This window comes from Streptomyces sp. NPDC093085 (assembly GCF_040683935.1).
GTDB lineage: Bacteria > Actinomycetota > Actinomycetes > Streptomycetales > Streptomycetaceae > Streptomyces.
On the sequence record NZ_JBFBFB010000012.1, the window covers coordinates 158,129 to 177,764 of the forward strand.

Genomic DNA, 19,636 nt, shown 5'->3' on the forward strand with positions numbered 1-19,636 from the left:
CCACCGCACCTCCCGTACCGGCCGTGGAAGGATGACTTCAAACGTCACATACCGAGGAGATGAACCGGGTGCCTGGCACAAATCTGACCCGCGAAGAGGCCCAGCAGCGCGCACGCCTCCTCAGCGTCGACTCCTACGGGATCGACCTCGACCTCAGCGGCGCGCAGGAGGGCGGCACCTTCCGGTCCGTGACCACGGTGCGGTTCAGCAGCGCGGAGGCCGGTGCGGAGAGCTTCATCGACCTGGTGGCGCCCGCCGTGCACGAGGTCGTGCTGAACGGCACGGCGCTGGACACCGCCGCCGTCTTCGCCGACTCGCGGATCGCGCTCAAGGAGCTGCTCCAGGGGCCGAACGAGCTGACGGTCGTCGCGGAGTGCGCGTACACCAACACGGGTGAGGGGCTGCACCGCTTCGTCGACCCGGTCGACGAACAGGCTTACCTCTACACGCAGTTCGAGGTCCCGGACGCGCGGCGCGTCTTCGCCTCCTTCGAGCAGCCGGACCTGAAGGCGACGTTCCAGTTCACCGTGAAGGCGCCGGAGGGGTGGACCGTCATCTCCAACTCGCCGACGCCCGAACCCCAGGACCACACCTGGGTCTTCGAGCCGACGCCGCGCATCTCGTCGTACATCACGGCGCTGATCGCCGGTCCTTACCACTCGGTGCACAGCTCGTACGAGAAGGACGGGCACTCCGTGCCGCTGGGCATCTACTGCCGGCCCTCGCTCGCCGAGTACCTGGACGCGGACGCGATCTTCGAGGTCACGCGGCAGGGCTTCGACTGGTTCCAGGAGAAGTTCGACTACGCGTACCCCTTCGCCAAGTACGACCAGCTCTTCGTCCCGGAGTTCAACGCGGGCGCGATGGAGAACGCGGGCGCGGTGACCATCCGCGACCAGTATGTCTTCCGCTCGAAGGTGACGGACGCGGCGTACGAGACGCGTGCCGAGACCATCCTGCACGAGCTGGCGCACATGTGGTTCGGCGATCTGGTCACCATGGAGTGGTGGAACGACCTGTGGCTGAACGAGTCGTTCGCCACCTACACGTCGATCGCCTGCCAGGCGTACGCGCCGGGGTCGCGGTGGCCGCACGCGTGGACGTCGTTCGCCAACTCGATGAAGACCTGGGCGTACCGGCAGGACCAGCTCCCCTCCACCCATCCGATCATGGCGGAGATCCGCGATCTGGACGACGTCCTCGTCAACTTCGACGGGATCACGTACGCCAAGGGCGCCTCGGTGCTGAAGCAGCTCGTCGCCTATGTCGGGCAGGACGAGTTCTTCCAGGGCGTACAGGCGTACTTCAAGGCGCACGCCTTCGGGAACACGCGCCTGTCGGACCTGCTGGGCGCGTTGGAGGAGACCTCGGGGCGCGATCTGAAGACCTGGTCGAAGGCGTGGCTGGAGACGGCGGGCATCAACATCCTCCGCCCGGAGATCGAGGTGGACGGGGCGGGGAACGTCGTCTCGCTGGCGGTACGGCAGGAGGCCCCGGCGCTCCCGGCCGGCGCCCAGGGCGTGCCGACGCTCCGCCCGCACCGGATCGCGGTGGGCTGCTACGACCTGGACGAGGCCGGCAAGCTCGTCCGGACCAGCCGGATCGAACTGGACGTCGACGGGGAGCGTACGGAGGTGCCGTTCCCGGCGGACACCCCGCGCCCCGCGGTGATCCTGCTCAACGACGACGACCTCTCGTACGCGAAGGTGCGGCTGGACGCGGAGTCGCTGCGGGTGGTCACCGAGCACCTCGGGGACTTCACGGAGTCGCTGCCGCGCGCGCTCTGCTGGGCGTCGGCGTGGGACATGACCCGGGACGGCGAGCTGGCCACCCGCGACTATCTGGAGCTGGTGCTCTCGGGTATCGCGAAGGAGTCGGACATCGGGGTCGTGCAGTCGCTGCACCGCCAGGTGAAGCTCGCCCTCGACCTGTACGCGGCGCCCGGGTGGCGCGAGGCGGGGCTGACCCGGTGGACGGACGCGACCCTGGCGCATCTGCGGGCGGCGGAGCCGGGCGGCGACCACCAGCTCGCGTGGGCGCGGGCGTTCGCGGCGACCGCCCGTACGCCGCACCAGCTCGACCTGCTCCAGTCCCTGCTGGACGGTACGGAGTCGATCGAGGGCCTGGCCGTCGACACGGAGCTGCGCTGGGCGTTCGTGCAGCGGCTGGCGGCGACGGGGCTGCACGACGAGGAGGAGATCGCCGCGGAGTACGAGCGGGACCGCACGGCGGCGGGCGAACGCCACGCGGCGGCGGCGCGGGCGGCGCGCCCCCTGGCCGAGGCCAAGGCGGAGGCGTGGGCGTCGGTGGTGGAGAGCGACAAGCTGCCGAACTCCCTCCAGGAGGCGGTGATCGGCGGCTTCGTCCAGACCGACCAGCGCGAGCTGCTGGCGCCGTACACGGAGAAGTACTTCGCGGCGGTCGCCGACGTCTGGGCCTCGCGCTCGCACGAGATGGCCCAGCAGATCGCGGTCGGCCTCTACCCGGCGGTCCAGGTCGCCCGGGAGACCCTGGACGCGACGGACACCTGGCTCGCGGCCGAGGGCCGGAACGCGGCGCTGCGCCGGCTGATCTCGGAGTCCCGCTCGGGCGTGGAGCGCGCGCTGCACGCCCAGGCGGCGGACGAGGCGGCGGGGGTGTAGCGGGCAGCTCCGCCCCGTACCCCGCCGTGCCCGGTGGCCATCCGAGGGTGGCCACCGGGCACGTCCGTGTGATGAGGCCGGTGGGCACGTCGTGTGATGAGGCCGGCGGGCACGTCCGTGCGATGAGGCCGGTGGGCACGTCCGTGTGATGAGGCCGGTGGGCACGTCCGTGTGATGAGGCCGGTGGGGAGCGTGATGTCCGTTTCCCGCCAGCACCGGAGTGCGGGCTGCCGCATGCTGGGGACGTGACCAGCGACGACGACACCGGGAAGGCCCGAAGGGACACGGGCGGCGAGAACCGTGTGCACGATGACGGGGACGGCGGGGACGGCGGGGACGGCGGCCGGTACGAGGCGGTGCGCAGCCGGGACGGCCGGTTCGACGGGGCGTTCTTCTTCGCCGTGTCCACGACCGGCATCTACTGCCGGCCGAGCTGCCCCGCCACCACCCCGAAGCGGCGGAACGTCCGCTTCTTCCCCTCGGCGGCCGCCGCCCAGCGCGCGGGTTTCCGTGCCTGCCGGCGGTGCCGCCCGGACGCGGTGCCCGGTTCCGCGGCCTGGGAGGCGCGGGCGGACCTGGTGGGCCGGGCGGTGCGGCTGATCGGCGACGGCGTCGTGGACCGGGAGGGCGTCACGGGGCTGGCCGCGCGGCTCGGCTACAGCGCCCGGCAGGTGCAGCGGCAGCTCGGCGCCGAACTGGGCGCGGGCCCGATCGCGCTCGCCCGGGCCCAGCGTGCGCACACCGCGCGGATCCTGCTCCAGACCACGGCGCTGCGGGCCACGGAGATCGCCTTCGCCGCCGGGTTCGCGAGCGTACGGCAGTTCAACGACACCGTACGCGCGATCTACGCCACCACCCCCGGAGAGCTGCGCGCGGCCCGGCCGGCCCACGCCTCCCGCCGCGGTGCCACGGACGGGGCAGGGGCCCCCGGCGCCGACGGGGCGGCGTCCGGCATTCCGCTGCGGCTGGCCTACCGGGGCCCGTACGCCGCCACCGGGCTCTTCGACCACCTCGCCGCGCACGCCCTGGACGGTGTGGAGGAGATCACCGGCGGTACGGGCCGACGTGTCTACCGGCGCGCCCTGGACCTGCCGCACGCCCCCGGGATCGCCGAGGTGGGCGAGCGGACCGGCGACGGCTGGCTGGAGTGCCGCCTGCACCTGGGCGACCTGCGGGACCTGACCACCGCCACGCGGCGGATCCGCCGCCTCTTCGACCTGGACGCCGACCCGTACGCGGTCGCCGAACGCCTCGGCGCCGATCCGCTCCTCGCCCCGCTGGTCCGGCACCGCCCCGGCCTGCGCGCGCCCGGGGCGGCCGACCCGCACGAGTCGGCGGTACGGACCGTCCTGGGCCTGGACGACCGGACCTCACTCCCCGCGGTACGGACACGAGGCGCCGCCCTGGTACGCGCCTACGGCCGCCCCCTGCCCGCCCCGAGCGGAACCCTGACCCATGTGTTCCCCCGCGCGGCCGACCTCGCCGACGCGCCGCCGACCGGACCGGAGCTGCCCGGAGGCCTCCGTACGACCGTACGCGCCCTCGCCGCCGCCCTGGCCCGGGGCACGGTCCGCCTGGACCCGGGCGCGGACCGCGACGAGGCCGAGAGGGCCCTGCTCGCCCTGGACGGGATCACCCCCTGGACGGCCGGCCATATCCGGATGCGGGCGCTGGGCGACCCGGATGTCCTGCTCACGGACGATGCCGCCGTCCGGGCCGACCCGCACCGCACCGAGCGCTGGCGCCCATGGCGTACGTACGCCACGCACCACCTCCGAGAAACACGAGAAGCACGAGAGACACGAGAGACACCAGTGAAGAAGGCACTCCGATGACGCTCTACACCACGACGAACAGCCCCTTGGGCGACCTGCTGCTGGTCGGCGAGGAGCACCCCGAGGGGACCGCCCTGGCCTCGCTGTCGACGCCCGGCCAGAAGGGCGGCGCGGTCGTCCAGGACGGCTGGGTCCGCGCCCCGGAGGCGTTCACCGCGATCGCCGCACAGCTCCGCGCCTACTTCGAGGGAGGGCTGACCCGCTTCGATATCCCGTACGTGCCCAGCGGCTCGGAGTTCCAGCGGCGCGTCTGGGGCGCGCTGGAGGAGATCCCGTACGGCACGACCCGCACCTACGGCGATATCGCCGGCGCGATCGGCGCCCCCGAGGCTCGGCACGCGCCGTGGGCACCGCGATCGGCGCCAACCCCCTCCTGGTCGTCCGCCCCTGCCACCGCGTCCTCGGCGCCGGCGGCCGCCTCGCCGGCTACGCGGGCGGCCTCGACCGCAAGCGCCACCTCCTGACCCTGGAGCACGCGCGCCAGGGCGAGTGAGCGGCCGGGCCGCGCGAACCGGCCGGCCACCAGGGGGCGTTACGGTCCGTTCCCGGCCGGTTTCGGGGGGCTCCGGCGGGGACCCCGGTCAACTCGGCGGTGACATATGTGAGATGGTCCGGCCGTGAAACCGCTTCATGTCAGTGATCCCGCCCACCTCGGACCGCACCGGATTCTCGCGCGCATCGGCGCGGGGGGCATGGGGCAGGTGTATCTGGGGCGTTCGCCGGGCGGGCGGTTGCTCGCGGTGAAGGTGGTGCACGACGACTTCGCCGAGAGCGCCGAGGCCGATGAGGTGCTGGCGCGGTTCCGCCGGGAGGTGGAGACCGTGGGGCGGGTGCGGAGCGCGTATACGGCGGCGCTGGTGGACTGCGATGTCGAGAACCGGCCGTACTGGCTCGCCACGGAGTATGTGCCGGGGCCCACGCTCGCGGCGGCCGTTCAGTCGCAGGGGCCCGGCGGACTGCCGGAGCGGTTCGTTCCGCTGCTTTTCGCCGCGCTCGCCGAGGGGCTGGCGGACGTGCACGCGCGCGGCGTCAGCCACCGGGACCTCAAGCCGCAGAACATCATCCTGTCGGCGGACGGGCCCCGGCTGATCGACTTCGGGATCGCGCACGCCTCGGACCGCACCGCGCTGACCCGGGTCGGGCAGACCGTGGGGAGTCTCGGGTACACCGCGCCCGAGGTGATGACCGACGGCCTGGTCGGTCCGGCGGCGGATGTGTTCGCGCTCGGGGCGACCATGGCGTACGCGGTCACCGGGCGCGGGCCCTTCGGGGAGAACGCCGCCGGGGTGGTCTACCGGAGCCTCAACGGGGAGATCGACCTCGTCGGGGTCGAGGAGGGACTCGCCGGGCTGATCACGGCGTGCGTGGCCGTGGAGCCCGGAGAGCGGCCGGATCCCGGTGAGATCATCCGGCGGTGCGATGTCCGGACCGCGCTGACCGACCACCCCGTGTACCGGCAGCTCGTCGGGGACGCGCCACGCGTCGCCGCCACGGTGCTGGAGGCCACCAGTGGGCTGTCGGAGCTGCCGGTGGGTGACGGGAAGGTGTCCGCGCAGGAGGCCGTGACCGTTGCCGCCGCGCCTCGGACGCTGCTCGCCCCGCCGGACCTGCTCGCGGCGACCGCTCCGGTGCCCGCCCCCGAGCCCCCGCGCGGGCGGGGCGTGGCGCTGGCGTCGGCGGCGCTGGCCGCGCTGGTCACGGTCGTCGGGTTGGTTTTCCTGGTGCTTCTCCCCGGCGGCTCCGCCGATCTGGAAGCGGGCGCGGAGCCGGAGTCGCCCGCCACCGGCGCACAGCCCTCGGCCGACTCCGTGGCCGAGAGCCCGGAGGAGCCCGCCGGGCCGCAGGGGCAGATCACCGGGATGGCGGACAAGTGCGTCCATGTCGCCAACTCCGACACGGAGAACGGCGCCGTCCTTCAGCTCTGGACCTGCAACAGCACCGACGCCCAGCGCTGGACGGTGCTCGGCGACGGCCGGCTCCAGGCGCTCGGCAAGTGCATGGACGTCGAGTGGAGCGGCGTCGGGAACGGCACGCCCATCCGGCTGTGGGAGTGCAACGGCAGTACGGCGCAGCAGTGGGAGAGCCAGGAGGACGGGACCCTCAAGAACCCCGGGTCCGGGCGGTGTCTCGACCTGACCGACTGGAAGACGGAGAACGGGACGCCCTTGATCCTCTTCGACTGCAACGCCACCGCCAATCAGATCTGGCGTCTGCCGGGGTAGCCGGACAGACCTGAGCGCCCGGCCGCTTCGTCCGCGGGCGGGCGCTCTTCGGGGCGGTGCCCCGGGTCAGACGTGCTGCTGCTTGCGGGACTTGTCGAGCACGATGACCAGGGCGGTGATGACGCCGAAGATCACCAGCGGCGCGACCACGAAGAGGCCGAGCGTTTCGGCCACGCTCAGGCCGGGGCCGGGGTCGTCGCCGTCGTCGCGGGTGAGCGCGAGGGCCGGGGACGTCATGAGCAGCATCATCAGCGTCGTGCCGGCCGCCAGGGCGCCGGCGCGCAGAGTGTTCTTCTTGTCCACGGTGCAAACGTAGCGAACGCGGTACGGGGCCGCGCGGGCGGGGTGCCGTACGCCGCTGTCACCCCTCGCGCAGCACCTCGGTGAGTCGGTGCAGCCGGGGCGAGGCGGCCAGCTCCTCCAGGGTCGTCGGGCGGCCCCGGGCGTCGGCCAGCGGCAGCCGCCAGTTGGGGTACTGGTCCCAGGTGCCCGGCAGGTTCTGCGGGCGGCGGTCGCCCACCGTGTCCGGCAGCCAGACCCCGACCAGCCGGGCCGGGGTACGGAGGAGGAAGCGGTAGACGGCGGCGATGGTCTGTTCCTCGTCGATGGCGCCCGCCCCGCCCGTCCCGTCCACCCCATTCATCCCGCTCGCCCGCTCCGTCCACTCCGTACGCTCCAGGGCGGCGGCGCCGTCGCCTTCGGGCAGGACGCCCAGGCGGGCCAGGCAGTCGAGCCATTCGGCCACCTCCGCGTGGTCCGCCGAGCGCTCCCGCTCCAGCGGGCGGGTGAGCAGGCCGAGCCGGTGGCGCAGCTCCACGTGTTCGCCGGTGAGCCGGGCGGCCGTGGAGGGCAGGTCGTGGGTGGTGGCGGTGGCCACGCACCCCTCGCGCCAGCGCTCGGGCTCCAGCGGGCGGCCCGTCCCCGTCCAGTCGCGCTCGAACCAGAGCACCGAGGTGCCGAGCACCCCGCGCCGCTCCAGCTCCTCGCGTACGCCGGGCTCCACGGTGCCCAGGTCCTCCCCTATGACGGCGGCGCCCGCGCGGTGCGCCTCCAGGGCGAGGACGGCGAGCATGGCCGGGGCGTCGTAACGGACGTACGTGCCATGTGTGGGCGGGCCGCCCTGGGGCACCCACCAGAGCCGGAAGAGCCCCATGACATGGTCCATCCGCAGCGCCCCCGCGTGCCGCAGCAGCCCTTGGAGCAGCCCTCGGTACGGGGCGAAGCCGGAGGCGGCCAGGGCGTCGGGGCGCCAGGGGGGCAGCCCCCAGTCCTGGCCCAGCGCGTTGAAGGCGTCGGGCGGGGCGCCGACGGACATGCCGTCGGCGAAGACGTCCCGCTGGGCCCAGGCGTCCGCGCCGTCCGGGTGGACGCCGACGGCGAGGTCGTGGACGATCCCGACCGGCATGCCGGCGTCGCGGGCGGCCCGGGAGGCGTCGGCGAGCTGGGTGTCGGTGAGCCAGGCGAGGCGGCAGTGGAAGTCGACGCGGTCGAGGAGACGGGTGCGGGCGGCGGCGGTCTCGGCGGAGCGCGGGTCGCGCAGCCCCTCGGGCCAGGCGCGCCAGCGGGGGCCGTACTCCTCGGCGAGCGCGCACCAGGTGGCGTGGTCCTCCAGGGCGCGGCCCTGGGCGGCGAGGAAGTCGCAGTACGCGGCCTGCCGGCCGGGGCCGAGCGGGACGGCCGCGAGGATCTCCAGGGCGGCGCGCTTCAGCTCCCAGACGGCGTCGCGGTCGATCAGGCCGGCCGGGGTGTCGTCGGGCGGGGTGTCGTCGGGCGGGGTGTCGTCGGCCGGGGTGTCGTCGGGCGGGGTGGCCAGGACCGCGTCGCGGAGCGCCGCCGCCCGGTCGGCCAGGGCGTCCAGCCGTCGGCGCTCCCCGCCCCGTACGTACGCGTACTCCGGCACCGCCTCGATCCGGAGATGGACCGGGTCGGGGAAGCGGCGCGAGGAGGGGCGGTACGGGGAGGGGTCGGTCGGGGCCCCGGGGACGGCGGCGTGCAGCGGGTTGATCTGGACGAAGCCCGCGCCGAGCGAACGGCCCGACCAGGCGGCCAGTTCGGCCAGGTCGCCGAGGTCGCCCATGCCCCAGGAGCGGGTGGAGAGGAGCGAGTAGAGCTGGACGAGGAAGCCGTACGTACGGCCCGGGGCCTGCGGGACGCGGTCGGGCGCGACGACGAGCACGGCCCGGGCGGTACGGCCGTCGGGGGCCTCGGCGGTCAGCCGGTGCACGCCGAGCGGCAGCCGGGACCAGGCGGACGGCGCGGCGGCGGGCGCCCCGGGGCCGCGGGGCGCGGCGGGGGCGGGGGCCACACCCGGCAGCTCGACGGTCTCGCCGCGCGGCGTCCCCCAGTACTCGACCTCGACGCGGAGCGCCGTGCCCGCGGGGAGCGTCCCCGGGAGGGCGGAGGGGGGCGCTCCGGTCACGGGTACGGATACGGTCCCGGCCCCGGCGGCCTCCCTAGGGACGGCCCCGGGCCCCGGTGTCCCCGCCGCGCTCCCGGGCCCGGCCACGGGGCGCCAGAGGACCAGGGTCGGGGGCAGCAGCCGGCTCGCGGCGGCGGATTCCGCGCGGTCCAGGGCGGCGCTCACCGCCTCGGGGGTGGACGCGTCGACGCCCAGCGCGGCGAGTACGGAGACGACCGTGGCGTCGGGGACCGGGACATCGGTGCCGGGTGCGGGGGCGTACGCGGTGGCGACACCGTGCAGCTCGGCGAGTCGGGCCAGGGCCACGCCCATACTCTCTATCTCCTCGTTCGGGGTCAGAACGTCATGCGGTCACGCGGTCATGCCCCGTCACGCGGTTACACACCGGGGGCTTCCGGGCCGCCCGCGGTGCCCGCCGCGGTCGGCTCGCTGGTCAGCGGGGCGGTGTCGGCGAGGGGCGGCTCGCTGGTGAGGGGGGCGGCGTCGGCGAGCGGGGGCTCGCTGGTCAGCGGGGCGGACCCGGTCGGCGGCTCGGTCTGTCGGGAGAGGGCGGAGAGCAGAAGCTGGGCGGATGCGGCCATGGCGGCGCCTCCCGGTGGTGGTGAACAGGTCACGGCCAGCCCTACCCAGCGAGCGCGACCGCAGACGTCTACCACCGGGAAACGTGTGCCTCGTCACGGTCCGTTCCCCGAGCCCCGCCACTCCACCCGTTCGTGGGATCACGCCAGATCAGTTGACGAATCGGTTGACGGATCCATTGACGAAAACCCGCTCGCCGCACGTAGTTGACCATGACCGCGCACGGCGGAGTCCTGCTTATCATAACGGGCAAATGCGACACAGCGACCACGCGCGTTGACACCCTCGGCACAGGGGTGGTGGGCTCGTTGGCGCCCCGGAGCGGTCCCTGACGGGGCATGCGGCGGCACCAGCGACAGCGGCGGGACACCGGCGGACACGGCAGGCGTAACGGGAGCAGCGGGAGGGACGCCACACATGCGGCTCGGGCATACGGCACGTACAGCGCGCACAGCACGTACGGAACACGCGGCGGGCACGACGGGCGCCGCGGGCCCGGCGGGCGCCCGGCACACGGCGCACGCCAAGGGGACCGCGACCGCCCTCACCGTCGCCGTGCTCGGCGGTCTCCTCGGTACCGCGCCCGCCGCGCTCGCCGCCCCCGGCGACCCGGCCGGCTCCCCCGCCGCCTCCGCAGCCGACCGTACGAGCCGGGACGCGCTCCCCTCCGTATGGCCACGGCCGCAGACCATCCGGGCCGCCGGGCAGAGCGTCGCCCTCGGGGACGAGGCGACCGTCGTGGCCGGTGCGGGGGCCGACCCGTACGCCGTACGGGAGCTGGCGGCGCTGCTGCGCTCCGCCGGGGTCCGTACCGTGCACAGCGTCTCCGCCGCCGACGGCCCGCCCCAGGACGGCCCGGTCATACTGGCGGGCGGTACCGGCGCCCGCGCGGCGCTCGACGCCCTGCGCGTCCCCGGCCAGGCCGACCTGCCCTCCGGCGGCTACCGGCTCGCGGTGGGCACCGTGGCGGGCCGGGGCACCGTCGCGCTGGACGGGGTCGGCGAGGACGGCCTCTTCCACGCCGCCCAGACCCTGCGGCAGCTCCTCGCCGACGGGGACGGCCTGGGAAGCGACCAGAGGGGCGGCCGGAAAGCGGCGCCAGGAACGACCGTCCCCGGGGTGGTCGTACGCGACTGGCCTGGTACGGCGGTGCGCGGCACGGCGGAGGGGTTCTACGGCCGCCCCTGGACGCGCGAGCAGCGGCTGGCGCAGATCGACTTCATGGGGCGCACCAAGCAGAACCGTTACCTGTACGCGCCCGGGGACGACCCGTACCGCCAGACCCGCTGGCGCGACCCGTACCCCGCCGCCGACCGCGCCGCCTTCCGTGAGCTGGCCGAACGCGCCCGGCGCAACCATGTGACGCTCGCCTGGGCGGTCTCCCCGGGACAGGCCATGTGCATGTCCTCGGAGCAGGACGTCAAGGCGCTCAACCGGAAGATCGACGCGATGTGGGCGCTGGGGGTGCGCGCCTTCCAGCTCCAGTTCCAGGACGTCAGCTACAGCGAGTGGCACTGCGGGGCGGACGCGGCGGCGTTCGGCTCGGGCCCGGAGGCGGCGGCCCGGGCGCAGGCGCGGGTGGCGAACGCGGTGGCGGCCCATCTCGCGGAGCGGCATCCGGGCGCGGAGCGGCTGACGGTGATGCCGACGGAGTACTACCAGGACGGCGTCACGGCGTACCGTACGGCGCTCGGCACGGCGCTCGACCCGGGGGTGCAGGTGGCGTGGACGGGCGTCGGGGTGGTGCCGCGCACGATCACCGGGCGGGAGCTGAAGGACGCCCGGGCCGCCTTCAAGCACCCGATGGTCACCGTCGACAACTACCCGGTCAACGACTACGAGCAGAACCGGCTCTTCCTGGGCCCGTACACCGGCCGGGAGCCCGCCGTGGCCATCGGTTCGGCGGCGCTGCTCGCCAACGCGATGGAGCAGGCCTCCGCGTCCCGTATCCCGCTCTTCACGGCGGCCGACTACGCCTGGAACCCGCGCGGCTACCGGCCCGAGGAGTCCTGGCGCGCCGCCATAACGGACCTCGCGGGCGGCGAGGGGCGGGCCCGCGAGGCGCTGAACGCGCTGGCGGGCAACGGCTCCTCGTCCATCCTCGGCACCTCCGAGTCCGCCTACCTCCAGCCGCTGCTGAAGGAGTACTGGGACGCCCGTACGGCCACGGACGGCCGGCGGCGGGCGGCGGCGGAGAAGGCGCTGCGGGCCGCGTTCACGGTGATGCGGGAGGCGCCCGGCCGGCTGTCGGGGACGGCCGGGGGGCTGCTGGAGGACGAGGTACGGCCCTGGCTCGACCAGCTCGCGCGGTACGGCGCGGCGGGCGGGCACGCCCTCGACATGCTCGCCGCGCAGGACCGGGGCGACGGGGCGGGCGCCTGGCGGGCCGCGGTGGCGCTGGAGCCGCTGCGCACGGCGGCGCACCGGTCCAAGGCGACGGTGGGCAAGGGGGTGCTGGACGCGTTCCTGGACCGGGCGGCGGAGGAGAGCGCGGCGTGGACGGGCGCGGGGCGCGCGAAGGGCCAGTCGGTCACGGAGGACACCTCCGGGGACGGCCGGCGCACGTACACGGTCAGCGTGGGGCGGCCCCGCCCGGTGGAGACGCTGAACACGATGACGGTCCCGGGCACGGGCGCGGGCGCGACGGTGGAGGCGCATGTACCGGGCCGGGGCTGGCTGGCGCTGGGCCCGCTGTCGCCGACGGGGTGGACGGAGCAGAGCGGCAGGCCGCTGGGGGGCCGGCCGGTCGACGCGGTGCGTGTCGTCTGGCCGGAGGGCGCGTCCGCCCCTTCCGGCGTCCCCGGCCCCTCCGGCACCCCCGACACGTCCAGTACCTCCGGTACAGGCGGTACGTCCGGTACGGGCGCCCCGGAGGTGGTCTCCTTCGTCCCCTGGTTCGCCGACGAGCCCCGGGGCGGCCTGGATCTGGCGCGCGGCGAGACGGACGCGCAGATCGGCGGGGCCCCCGAGCGGGTGGAGGCACGGCTGACGGCGCGGCGCTCGGAGGGCGTCAAGGACACGCTGAAGGCGAAGGCGCCGTCCGGGATCCGGGTGAAGGTCCCGAAGGAGACGACGGTGCCGCGCGGTACGGGCCGTACGGTCCCGGTCGAGGTCAGCGTCTCCGCTTCGACCCCGGCGGGCACCTACGAGGTGCCGCTCTCCTTCGCGGGCGAGGAGCGCACCCTCACGGTCCGCGCCGCCCCCGCCACCGGCGGCCCCGACCTGGCCCGTACCGCCACCGCGTCCTCCTCGGGCGACGAGACCCCCGACTTCCCCGCGTCGGCGGCGGTGGACGGCGCCCCGGGGACCCGCTGGTCCTCCCCCGCCGAGGACGGCGCCTGGCTGCAACTGCGGCTGGACCGGCCCGCCCGGGTGGGACAGGTGGTGCTGCACTGGGAGAAGGCTTACGCGAGCCGCTACCGCGTCCAGGTCTCGGAGGACGGCCGCAGGTGGCGTACGGCGACGACGGTGAAGGACGGCAAGGGCGGCCGCGAGGCGGTCGGCCTGGACGCGAAGGACACCCGGTACGTACGCGTCCAGGGCGACGCCCGGGCCACGGAGTTCGGCTACTCGCTCTTCTCGGTCGAGGTCTACGCCGTCAAGGACACCACCAAGGACAGCACTGACGCACCCTCCTCGGAGGCCGGCTGAGCAAGCCCGGGCCGCTCCGGCGGGTCACAACGCCCGGATGCCCTGCCTACAGCCCTCGGCCCTTTAGGAAAAGGGCTGTAGGTAGGGCATCCAGCGGGGGTCGCGGTGGCCCGTGCCGATGATCCTCCAGGCGAGGCCCGAGGGCGGGGCGGGCTGGTTGTTGAGGCGCCAGCCGAGTTCTCGCAGGTGGCGGTCTGCTTTGACGTGGTTGCAGCGGCGGCAGGCGGCCACCACGTTGTCCCATACGTGCTGCCCGCCCCGGCTGCGCGGGATGACGTGGTCGACGCTGGTGGCGACGGCCCCGCAGTACATGCAGCGTCCGCCGTCCCGGGCGAAGAGGGCGCGGCGGGTGAGCGGGACGGGGCCCCGGTAGGGGACCCGGACGAAACGCTTGAGCCGTACGACGCTGGGCGCGGGGATGACCCGGGTTTCGCTGTGCATATAGGCGCCGGATTCCTCTAGGCAGAGGGCCTTGTTCTCCAGAACGAGGACGAGCGCGCGGCGGAGCGGTACGACGCCGAGTGGCTCGTACGACGCGTTGAGGACCAGGACATGCGGCACGGATGCCTCCTTGTACGCCGGCGGCACGTGGCTCGCGCCGGGACGATCTGTTCTCAGTCTCTCCTCATGCCTGGTCGAAACGCCACCACGTCCAGGTAACGGGCTCGGAGTGTTTTCCGCCACAAGAACCCCGGCGCACCCCGTCCCGGCCCGGTCCCGGCCCCGTCCCGGTTCCATCCCGGTTCCATCCCGGTCCCGTCCCGGTCCGTCACGTGAGGAGTGTCTCTCCGGGCCGCTGAGCGCCGTACCGGCCACGTTGCCCCGTTAGTGTGGTTGGTCCCCCCGCTCGTCCCCGCCGGTCCCCGCATATCCCCTGTCTGTCCCGCCTCTGGAGGTCTTCCGCCGTGTCCTGGTCCGTCCCCCTGGCCGCCGCTACGGGTGCCGATTCCGGCTCCGGATCCGGTTCGGGTTCCGTCACCGCCCCCGTCACGCTCGACGAGGCGGCGGAGCGGGCGACGGACGCGGCGAGCTGGGTGGAGCAGAACTGGGCGACATGGCTCGCCGTCGGTCTGCGGATGACGCTGATCCTGATCATCGCGCTGGTGCTGCGCCATGTGATCCGCAAGGCGCTGACGAAGCTCATAGACCGTATGAACCGCAGCGTCCAGACCGTCGAGGGCACCGCATTGGGCGGGCTTCTCGTCAACGCGGAACGACGCCGGCAGCGCTCCGAGGCGATCGGTTCCGTACTGCGGTCCGTGACGTCGTTCCTGATCCTCGGCACGGCGGCGCTGATGATGCTGGGTGCGCTGAACATCAATCTGGCCCCGCTGCTGGCCTCCGCCGGGGTGGCGGGGGTGGCGCTCGGCTTCGGTGCGCGCAACCTGGTGACCGACTTCCTCTCCGGTGTCTTCATGATCCTGGAGGACCAGTACGGCGTCGGGGACACCATCGACGCGGGGGTGGCCAGCGGCGAGGTGATCGAGGTCGGGCTGCGGGTGACGAAGCTGCGCGGCGCCGACGGCGAGATCTGGTACGTGCGCAACGGCGAGGTCAAGCGGATCGGCAACCTCAGCCAGGGCTGGGCCACGGCCTCCGTCGAGGTGATGGTGCACCCCTCGGAGGACCTGGAGCGGGTCCGTACGGTGATCAACCAGGCCTCCGAGAAGTTCGCCAAGGACGACCCGTGGAACGAGCGGCTCTGGGGCCCGGTGGAGGTGCTGGGCCTGGACTCGGTGCTGCTGGACTCGGTGACCGTACGGATCTCCGCGAAGACCATGCCCGGCCAGTCGGTCGGGGTGGAGCGGGAGCTGCGCTGGCGTATCAAGCTCGCCTTCGACGAGGCGGGCATCCGGATCGTCGGCGGGGTGCCGCCGGTCGCCGCTGAGACGGCCGGGCCCGATCCGGAGGCGGGGGTGGCGGCCCCTTCGGCGCTGGCGAGCCCCACCTCCCCGCAGTCGCTGGCGACGGCACCGATCCCGCCGGGCCCGAGCCTGGCCAAGTAGGGCCGCGGGCCGGGGCCGGGCCTGGTCACGTAAGTCCGCGGGAAATCCCGGCACCCGCGCCTGCGGACAACGGGCCGCCGGCCGGGCAGACTCTGGACCATGAAGCTCGCAGTCGTGGGTGGTGGCTCGACCTACACACCCGAACTCGTCGACGGATTCGCCCGCTTGCGCGACACCCTGCCGGTGACGGAACTCGTCCTGGTGGACCCCGCGGCCGACCGGCTGGAGGTGGTCGGCGCCCTGGCCCGGCGGATCTTCGCCCGGCAGGGGCATCCCGGAAGGATCACCACCACCTCGGACGTGGACGCCGGGGTGGACGGCGCCGACGCCGTGCTGCTGCAACTGCGCGTCGGCGGGCAGGCGGCGCGGCTGAAGGACGAGACCTGGCCGCTGGAGTGCGGCTGTGTCGGGCAGGAGACCACCGGCGCCGGGGGGCTCGCCAAGGCGCTCCGTACGGTGCCGGTGGTGCTGGACATCGCCGAGCGGGTACGGCGGGCCAATCCGCGGGCCTGGATCATCGACTTCACCAACCCGGTCGGGATCGTCACCCGGTCGCTGCTGCGGGCCGGGCACCGGGCCGTGGGGCTCTGCAATGTGGCGATCGGCTTCCAGCGCAGGTTCGCGGCGCTGCTGGGTGCGGCGCCCTCGGAGATCCATCTCGACCATGTCGGGCTCAACCATCTGACCTGGGAGCGGGGGGTACGGATCGGCGGCCCGGACGGTACGGATGTCCTGCCGAAGCTGCTGGCGGACCACGGTGACGCGCTCGCGGAGCAACTGCGGCTGCCGCGCGCGCTGCTGGACCGGCTCGGGGTGGTGCCCTCGTACTATCTGCGCTACTTCTACGCGCACGACGCGGTCGTGGCCGAGCTGGGCACGAAGCCCTCGCGGGCCGCCGAGGTGGCCGCGATGGAGGAGCGGCTGCTCGCGCTGTACGCCGATCCGGCGCTGGACGAGAAGCCCGCGCTGCTGGCGCGGCGCGGCGGCGCGTTCTATTCGGAGGCGGCGGTGGACCTGGCGGCCTCGCTGCTGCGCGGCGGCGGCAGCCCGGTCCAGGTGGTCAATGTCCGCAACGACGGGACGCTGCCCTTCCTGCCGGACGACGCGGTGATCGAGACCCCGGCGCGGGTGGGCCGGGAGGGCGCGGTGCCGCTCGCGGCGGAACCGCTGGATCCGCTCTTCGCCGGGCTGGTCGCGCAGGTGACGGCGTACGAGGACCTCGCCCTGGACGCCGCGGTGCGCGGCGGCCGGGACCGGGTCTTCCGGGCGCTGCTGGCGCATCCGCTGATCGGCCAGTACGAGGCGGCCGAGGGGCTGACGGACCGGCTGCTCGCGCACAACCGGGACCACCTGGCGTGGGCGTGACCGGGGACATGCGTACGGAGGTACGGGGCGGGGCGGCGGCGCTGCTCGCCGTGGACGCCGGGAACACGAAGACCGACGTGGCGGTGGTCGGCGCCGACGGTACGGTGCTGGGCGCGTCCCGTGGGGGCGGCTTCCGGCCGCCCGCCGTGGGCGTCGGGGCGGCGGTCGACGTCCTGGAGCGGGCGGTGGCGGAGGCCGCCTGGGCGGCGGGGCTGCCCTGGCCGCCCGGGGAGCCCGGCCGGCGCGGGGAACCCGGGGCCCCGGGGCCCGTGGGGCATGTGTCGGCGTGTCTGGCCAACGCCGATCTGCCGGTCGAGGAGCGGGAGCTGGCCGAGGCGATCGGGGCGCGCGGGTGGGCCCGTACCACCGAGGTGCGCAACGACACCTTCGCGGTGCTGCGGGCCGGGCTGCCGGCCGGGGCGGAGCCGCGCGGGGTGGCGGTGGTGTGCGGCGCCGGCATCAACTGCGCGGGGCTCGCGCCGGGCGGCAGGAGCGCGCGCTTTCCCGCGCTGGGGCGGATCTCCGGTGACTGGGGCGGCGGTTCGGGGCTCGCGGAGGAGGCGCTGTGGTACGCGGCGCGGGCCGAGGACGGCCGGGGCGAGCCGACGGAGCTGGCGCGCACGGTGCCGGGCCACTTCGGTCTCGCCACGGTGTACGAGCTGATCGAGGCGGTGCACCGGGGGCGGATCCCGGCGGCGCGGCGCCACGAGTTGTCGCCGGTGCTCTTCGCGACGGCGGCGGCGGGCGACGCGGTGGCGGGGGCGCTGGTCGACCGGCTGGCCGAGGAGGTCGTGACGCTGGCGGCGGTGGCGCTGGGGCGGCTGGGGCTGCTGGGTGAGGAGGTGCCGGTGGTGCTGGGCGGCAGCGTACTGGCGGCCCGGCACCCGCGGTTGGACGCGCGGATCGCCGAGCTGCTGGCGGCGCGGGCGCCCCGGGCGGTGGTACGGGTGGTGACGGCGCCGCCGGTGCTGGGGGCGGCGCTGCTGGGGCTCGACCGGCTGGGCGCGGCACCGGACGCGTATACGAGGCTGGCGGGGCAGTACGGGGCCCCGGGCCGGGCGGATGTCCCGCCGCAGGTATGACGGGGCGCCGAGCGGGTACGGCGGGGGTGGGGATGCAGAGGATATCGGGGACATCTCAGGGTTATCAGGGGGATCAAGTGGGTTAGCTCGGGGGCGAGTCACTCGAACGCGTACGAACCACCGTGAAGGGGAACCGGCCACCGGGCTCCGGGCGTATTCATGGTGGGGAGGTCGGATCCCGGCCGGGCGCGGAGTCCACCGGACTTCATCATCAAGATCCCGGACAAGATCCAGTCAGCTCTTGCGCAGTTGTCGGTACCTGCGGCCATACTGCTCGCCGAGAGCTGTCCCCCGGCCCGCGGGGTGCGGGCCGCCGTCGTCCATGACCGAGGGGGAGGTCACGTGACATATCCGCCGAATGTGCGCACCGCGCCACCGTCGGCTCCGGAGAGCGCGCCGGCGCGGCCGCCCGCGCCGCCGGGTGCGGGGCCGGGGCCCGCGATGCCGCCCGCGCGCCGTGCCGCGTGGTGGGAGACGACGGACCGGCTGCGGGCCGCGGCGACGACCGAGCCGGGCCGGCTGAGGATCATCGGCGCGGCGCTGGCGCTGCTGGTGGTGGCGTTCGGCGCGGTCACGGCCTGGGAGGTCAGCGACCGGCACGGGGCGGCCGACGACGTGGTGAGCCGCAGTCAGCCGCTGAGCGCGGACGCGGCGGACATCTACCGCTCGCTGGCCGACGCCGACGCGGCCACGACGAGCGGCTTCCTCGCGGGCGGCCAGGAGCCGGCCAAGGTGCGGAAGCGGTACGAGGAAGACATAAAGGAGGCGTCGGAGCTGCTGATCAAGGCGGCGACGCACACGGCCGTCGACAGCGAGTCGGGCCGGCAGATACAGACGATCAACGAGGGGCTGCCCCGCTACACCGGCCTGGTCGAGCAGGCCAGGGCCAACAACCGGCAGGGGCTGCCGCTGGGCGGCGCCTATCTGCGGTACGCGAACGAGCAGATGACCCGGGAACTGCTGCCCGCCGCCGAGAAGTTGTACGCGGCGGAGACGGACCGGCTGGCGCGGGACAACGACGACGCGCGGCTCTGGCCGTATCTCTCGCTGGCGGTCGGGGTGGTGGCGCTGGGCGTGCTCGGGTGGGCACAGCGGCGCAACTACCGCCGTACCAACCGCGTCTTCAACCAGGGGCTGCTCGCGGCCACCGCGGGGGCGACGGTCCTGCTGCTCTGGCTCGCCGCCGGCCAGACCGTCGCGCGTACGGAGCTGAACAACGCCCAGACCCAGGGGCAGCGGTCGCTGAAGGTGCTCAACGACGCGCGGATCAGCTCGCTCAAGGCACGTGCGAACGAGAACCTGACCCTGGTGGCGCGCGGCGCTGTGCTCACGGCGGACGGCAAGAACGACAAGTACGAGACGGATTACGCGACGGGCATGAAGGAGCTGACCACCGCGCTCGGCGAGGCGAAGAAGCTCGCCGACAACAGCGCGGGCGGCAGACCGGTGAACGAGGCGCTGTCGGCGGTCTCCCAGTGGCGCGAGCGGCACGCGTCGGTCAGGGAGGCCGACCAGGCGGGTGATTACGGGGCGGCGGTGGAGCGGGCCATCGGTGCCAAGGGGTCGACGGGGGACTCCTTCGACCAGGTGGACCGGGCTCTGAGCGGCGCGCTGGCGCAGGAGCAGAAGGAGTTCGACGCGGCGGCCTCGGCCGGCCGGAACGCGCTGACCGGGCTGGCGGCCGGGGCGGCGGTCCTGGCGCTGGTGGCGGCGGCGGGCGCGATCCTCGGCATAGGCCGCAGGCTTTCGGAGTACCGGTGAGAGGGGGAGAGATGGAGTCCAGGGACAGGCTCGGCGTGTTCCGGGCGGCGGTCGGCCGCCGGCCGCTCGGCCGG

General features: G+C 74.3%; 12 protein-coding genes and 1 pseudogene. 9 read left to right on the plus strand and 4 right to left on the minus strand.

From position 1 onward, the window contains the following. Nucleotides 1-68 precede the first annotated feature (68 nt). The 4 genes and pseudogenes from pepN (at nucleotide 69) to AB0O07_RS27730 (ending at nucleotide 6,699) form a co-directional block, all read left to right on the plus strand. Nucleotides 69-2,642, plus strand: a complete 2,574-nt coding sequence (gene pepN / locus AB0O07_RS27715; RefSeq protein WP_365638113.1) for an aminopeptidase N — start codon at nucleotides 69-71, stop codon at nucleotides 2,640-2,642. Between the two features lie 302 nt (nucleotides 2,643-2,944). After that, nucleotides 2,945-4,477, plus strand: coding sequence for an AlkA N-terminal domain-containing protein (locus AB0O07_RS27720; RefSeq protein WP_365638260.1), 1,533 nt, complete (start codon nucleotides 2,945-2,947; stop codon nucleotides 4,475-4,477). Next, a pseudogene (locus AB0O07_RS27725) lies at nucleotides 4,474-4,970 on the plus strand (methylated-DNA--[protein]-cysteine S-methyltransferase). Before AB0O07_RS27720 ends, AB0O07_RS27725 begins: the two are co-directional and overlap by 4 nt. Nucleotides 4,971-5,094: 124 nt before the next feature. Continuing rightward, the gene (locus tag AB0O07_RS27730; RefSeq protein ID WP_365638115.1) at nucleotides 5,095-6,699 is read left to right on the plus strand and encodes a ricin-type beta-trefoil lectin domain protein; all 1,605 of its coding nucleotides are present in this window, start codon (nucleotides 5,095-5,097) and stop codon (nucleotides 6,697-6,699) included. 66 nt (nucleotides 6,700-6,765) lie between these two features. Here the strand turns inward: AB0O07_RS27730 and AB0O07_RS27735 are convergent, their stop codons facing one another. The 3 genes from AB0O07_RS27735 to AB0O07_RS27745 form a co-directional block, all read right to left on the minus strand. Then, nucleotides 6,766-7,002, minus strand: coding sequence for a hypothetical protein (locus AB0O07_RS27735; RefSeq protein ID WP_365638117.1), 237 nt, complete (start codon nucleotides 7,000-7,002; stop codon nucleotides 6,766-6,768). A gap of 58 nt (nucleotides 7,003-7,060) precedes the next feature. Next, on the minus strand, nucleotides 7,061-9,424 hold the full coding sequence (locus AB0O07_RS27740) for a 4-alpha-glucanotransferase (RefSeq protein WP_365638263.1): 2,364 nt from the start codon (nucleotides 9,422-9,424) through the stop codon (nucleotides 7,061-7,063). Nucleotides 9,425-9,495: 71 nt separating this feature from the next. Next, nucleotides 9,496-9,699, minus strand: a complete 204-nt coding sequence (locus tag AB0O07_RS27745) for a hypothetical protein (protein ID WP_365638120.1) — start codon at nucleotides 9,697-9,699, stop codon at nucleotides 9,496-9,498. A gap of 415 nt (nucleotides 9,700-10,114) precedes the next feature. On the opposite strand from AB0O07_RS27745, the gene AB0O07_RS27750 reads away from it, so the two are divergent. Continuing rightward, a complete protein-coding gene (locus AB0O07_RS27750) occupies nucleotides 10,115-13,348 on the plus strand; it encodes a beta-N-acetylglucosaminidase domain-containing protein (RefSeq protein ID WP_365638123.1) in 3,234 nt (1,077 codons plus the stop codon). A 63-nt stretch (nucleotides 13,349-13,411) separates the two neighbouring features. On the opposite strand, the gene AB0O07_RS27755 is transcribed toward AB0O07_RS27750, so the two are convergent. Next, nucleotides 13,412-13,909 carry an HNH endonuclease gene (locus AB0O07_RS27755; RefSeq protein ID WP_365638125.1) on the minus strand — a complete coding sequence of 166 codons (498 nt, stop codon included), beginning with the start codon at nucleotides 13,907-13,909 and terminating at the stop codon, nucleotides 13,412-13,414. Nucleotides 13,910-14,271: 362 nt separating this feature from the next. Here AB0O07_RS27755 and AB0O07_RS27760 point away from each other — a divergent pair, with 362 nt between their 5' ends. From AB0O07_RS27760 to AB0O07_RS27775, 4 genes are all read left to right on the plus strand, one after another. Beyond that, nucleotides 14,272-15,354, plus strand: a complete 1,083-nt coding sequence (locus AB0O07_RS27760) for a mechanosensitive ion channel family protein (RefSeq protein WP_365638266.1) — start codon at nucleotides 14,272-14,274, stop codon at nucleotides 15,352-15,354. A 99-nt stretch (nucleotides 15,355-15,453) separates the two neighbouring features. Further along, nucleotides 15,454-16,719, plus strand: coding sequence for a 6-phospho-beta-glucosidase (locus AB0O07_RS27765; protein ID WP_365638128.1), 1,266 nt, complete (start codon nucleotides 15,454-15,456; stop codon nucleotides 16,717-16,719). 8 nt (nucleotides 16,720-16,727) lie between these two features. After that, entirely contained in the window at nucleotides 16,728-17,801 is a 1,074-nt protein-coding gene (locus AB0O07_RS27770; protein WP_365638268.1) for a BadF/BadG/BcrA/BcrD ATPase family protein, read from the plus strand. A 441-nt stretch (nucleotides 17,802-18,242) separates the two neighbouring features. Further along, nucleotides 18,243-19,562: a hypothetical protein gene (locus AB0O07_RS27775; RefSeq protein WP_365638271.1), complete on the plus strand. Its 1,320-nt coding sequence runs from the start codon at nucleotides 18,243-18,245 to the stop codon at nucleotides 19,560-19,562. Nucleotides 19,563-19,636: the final 74 nt, after the last annotated feature.

Coding starts and splice junctions, on each gene's coding strand:
- AB0O07_RS27745 (WP_365638120.1), bottom strand. CDS start 9,699: ATGGCCGCATCCGCCCAGCTTCTGCTCTCCGCCCTCTCCCGACAGACC.
- AB0O07_RS27750 (WP_365638123.1), top strand. CDS start 10,115: ATGCGGCTCGGGCATACGGCACGTACAGCGCGCACAGCACGTACGGAA.
- AB0O07_RS27765 (WP_365638128.1), top strand. CDS start 15,454: ATGAAGCTCGCAGTCGTGGGTGGTGGCTCGACCTACACACCCGAACTC.
- AB0O07_RS27770 (WP_365638268.1), top strand. CDS start 16,728: ATGCGTACGGAGGTACGGGGCGGGGCGGCGGCGCTGCTCGCCGTGGAC.
- AB0O07_RS27775 (WP_365638271.1), top strand. CDS start 18,243: ATGCCGCCCGCGCGCCGTGCCGCGTGGTGGGAGACGACGGACCGGCTG.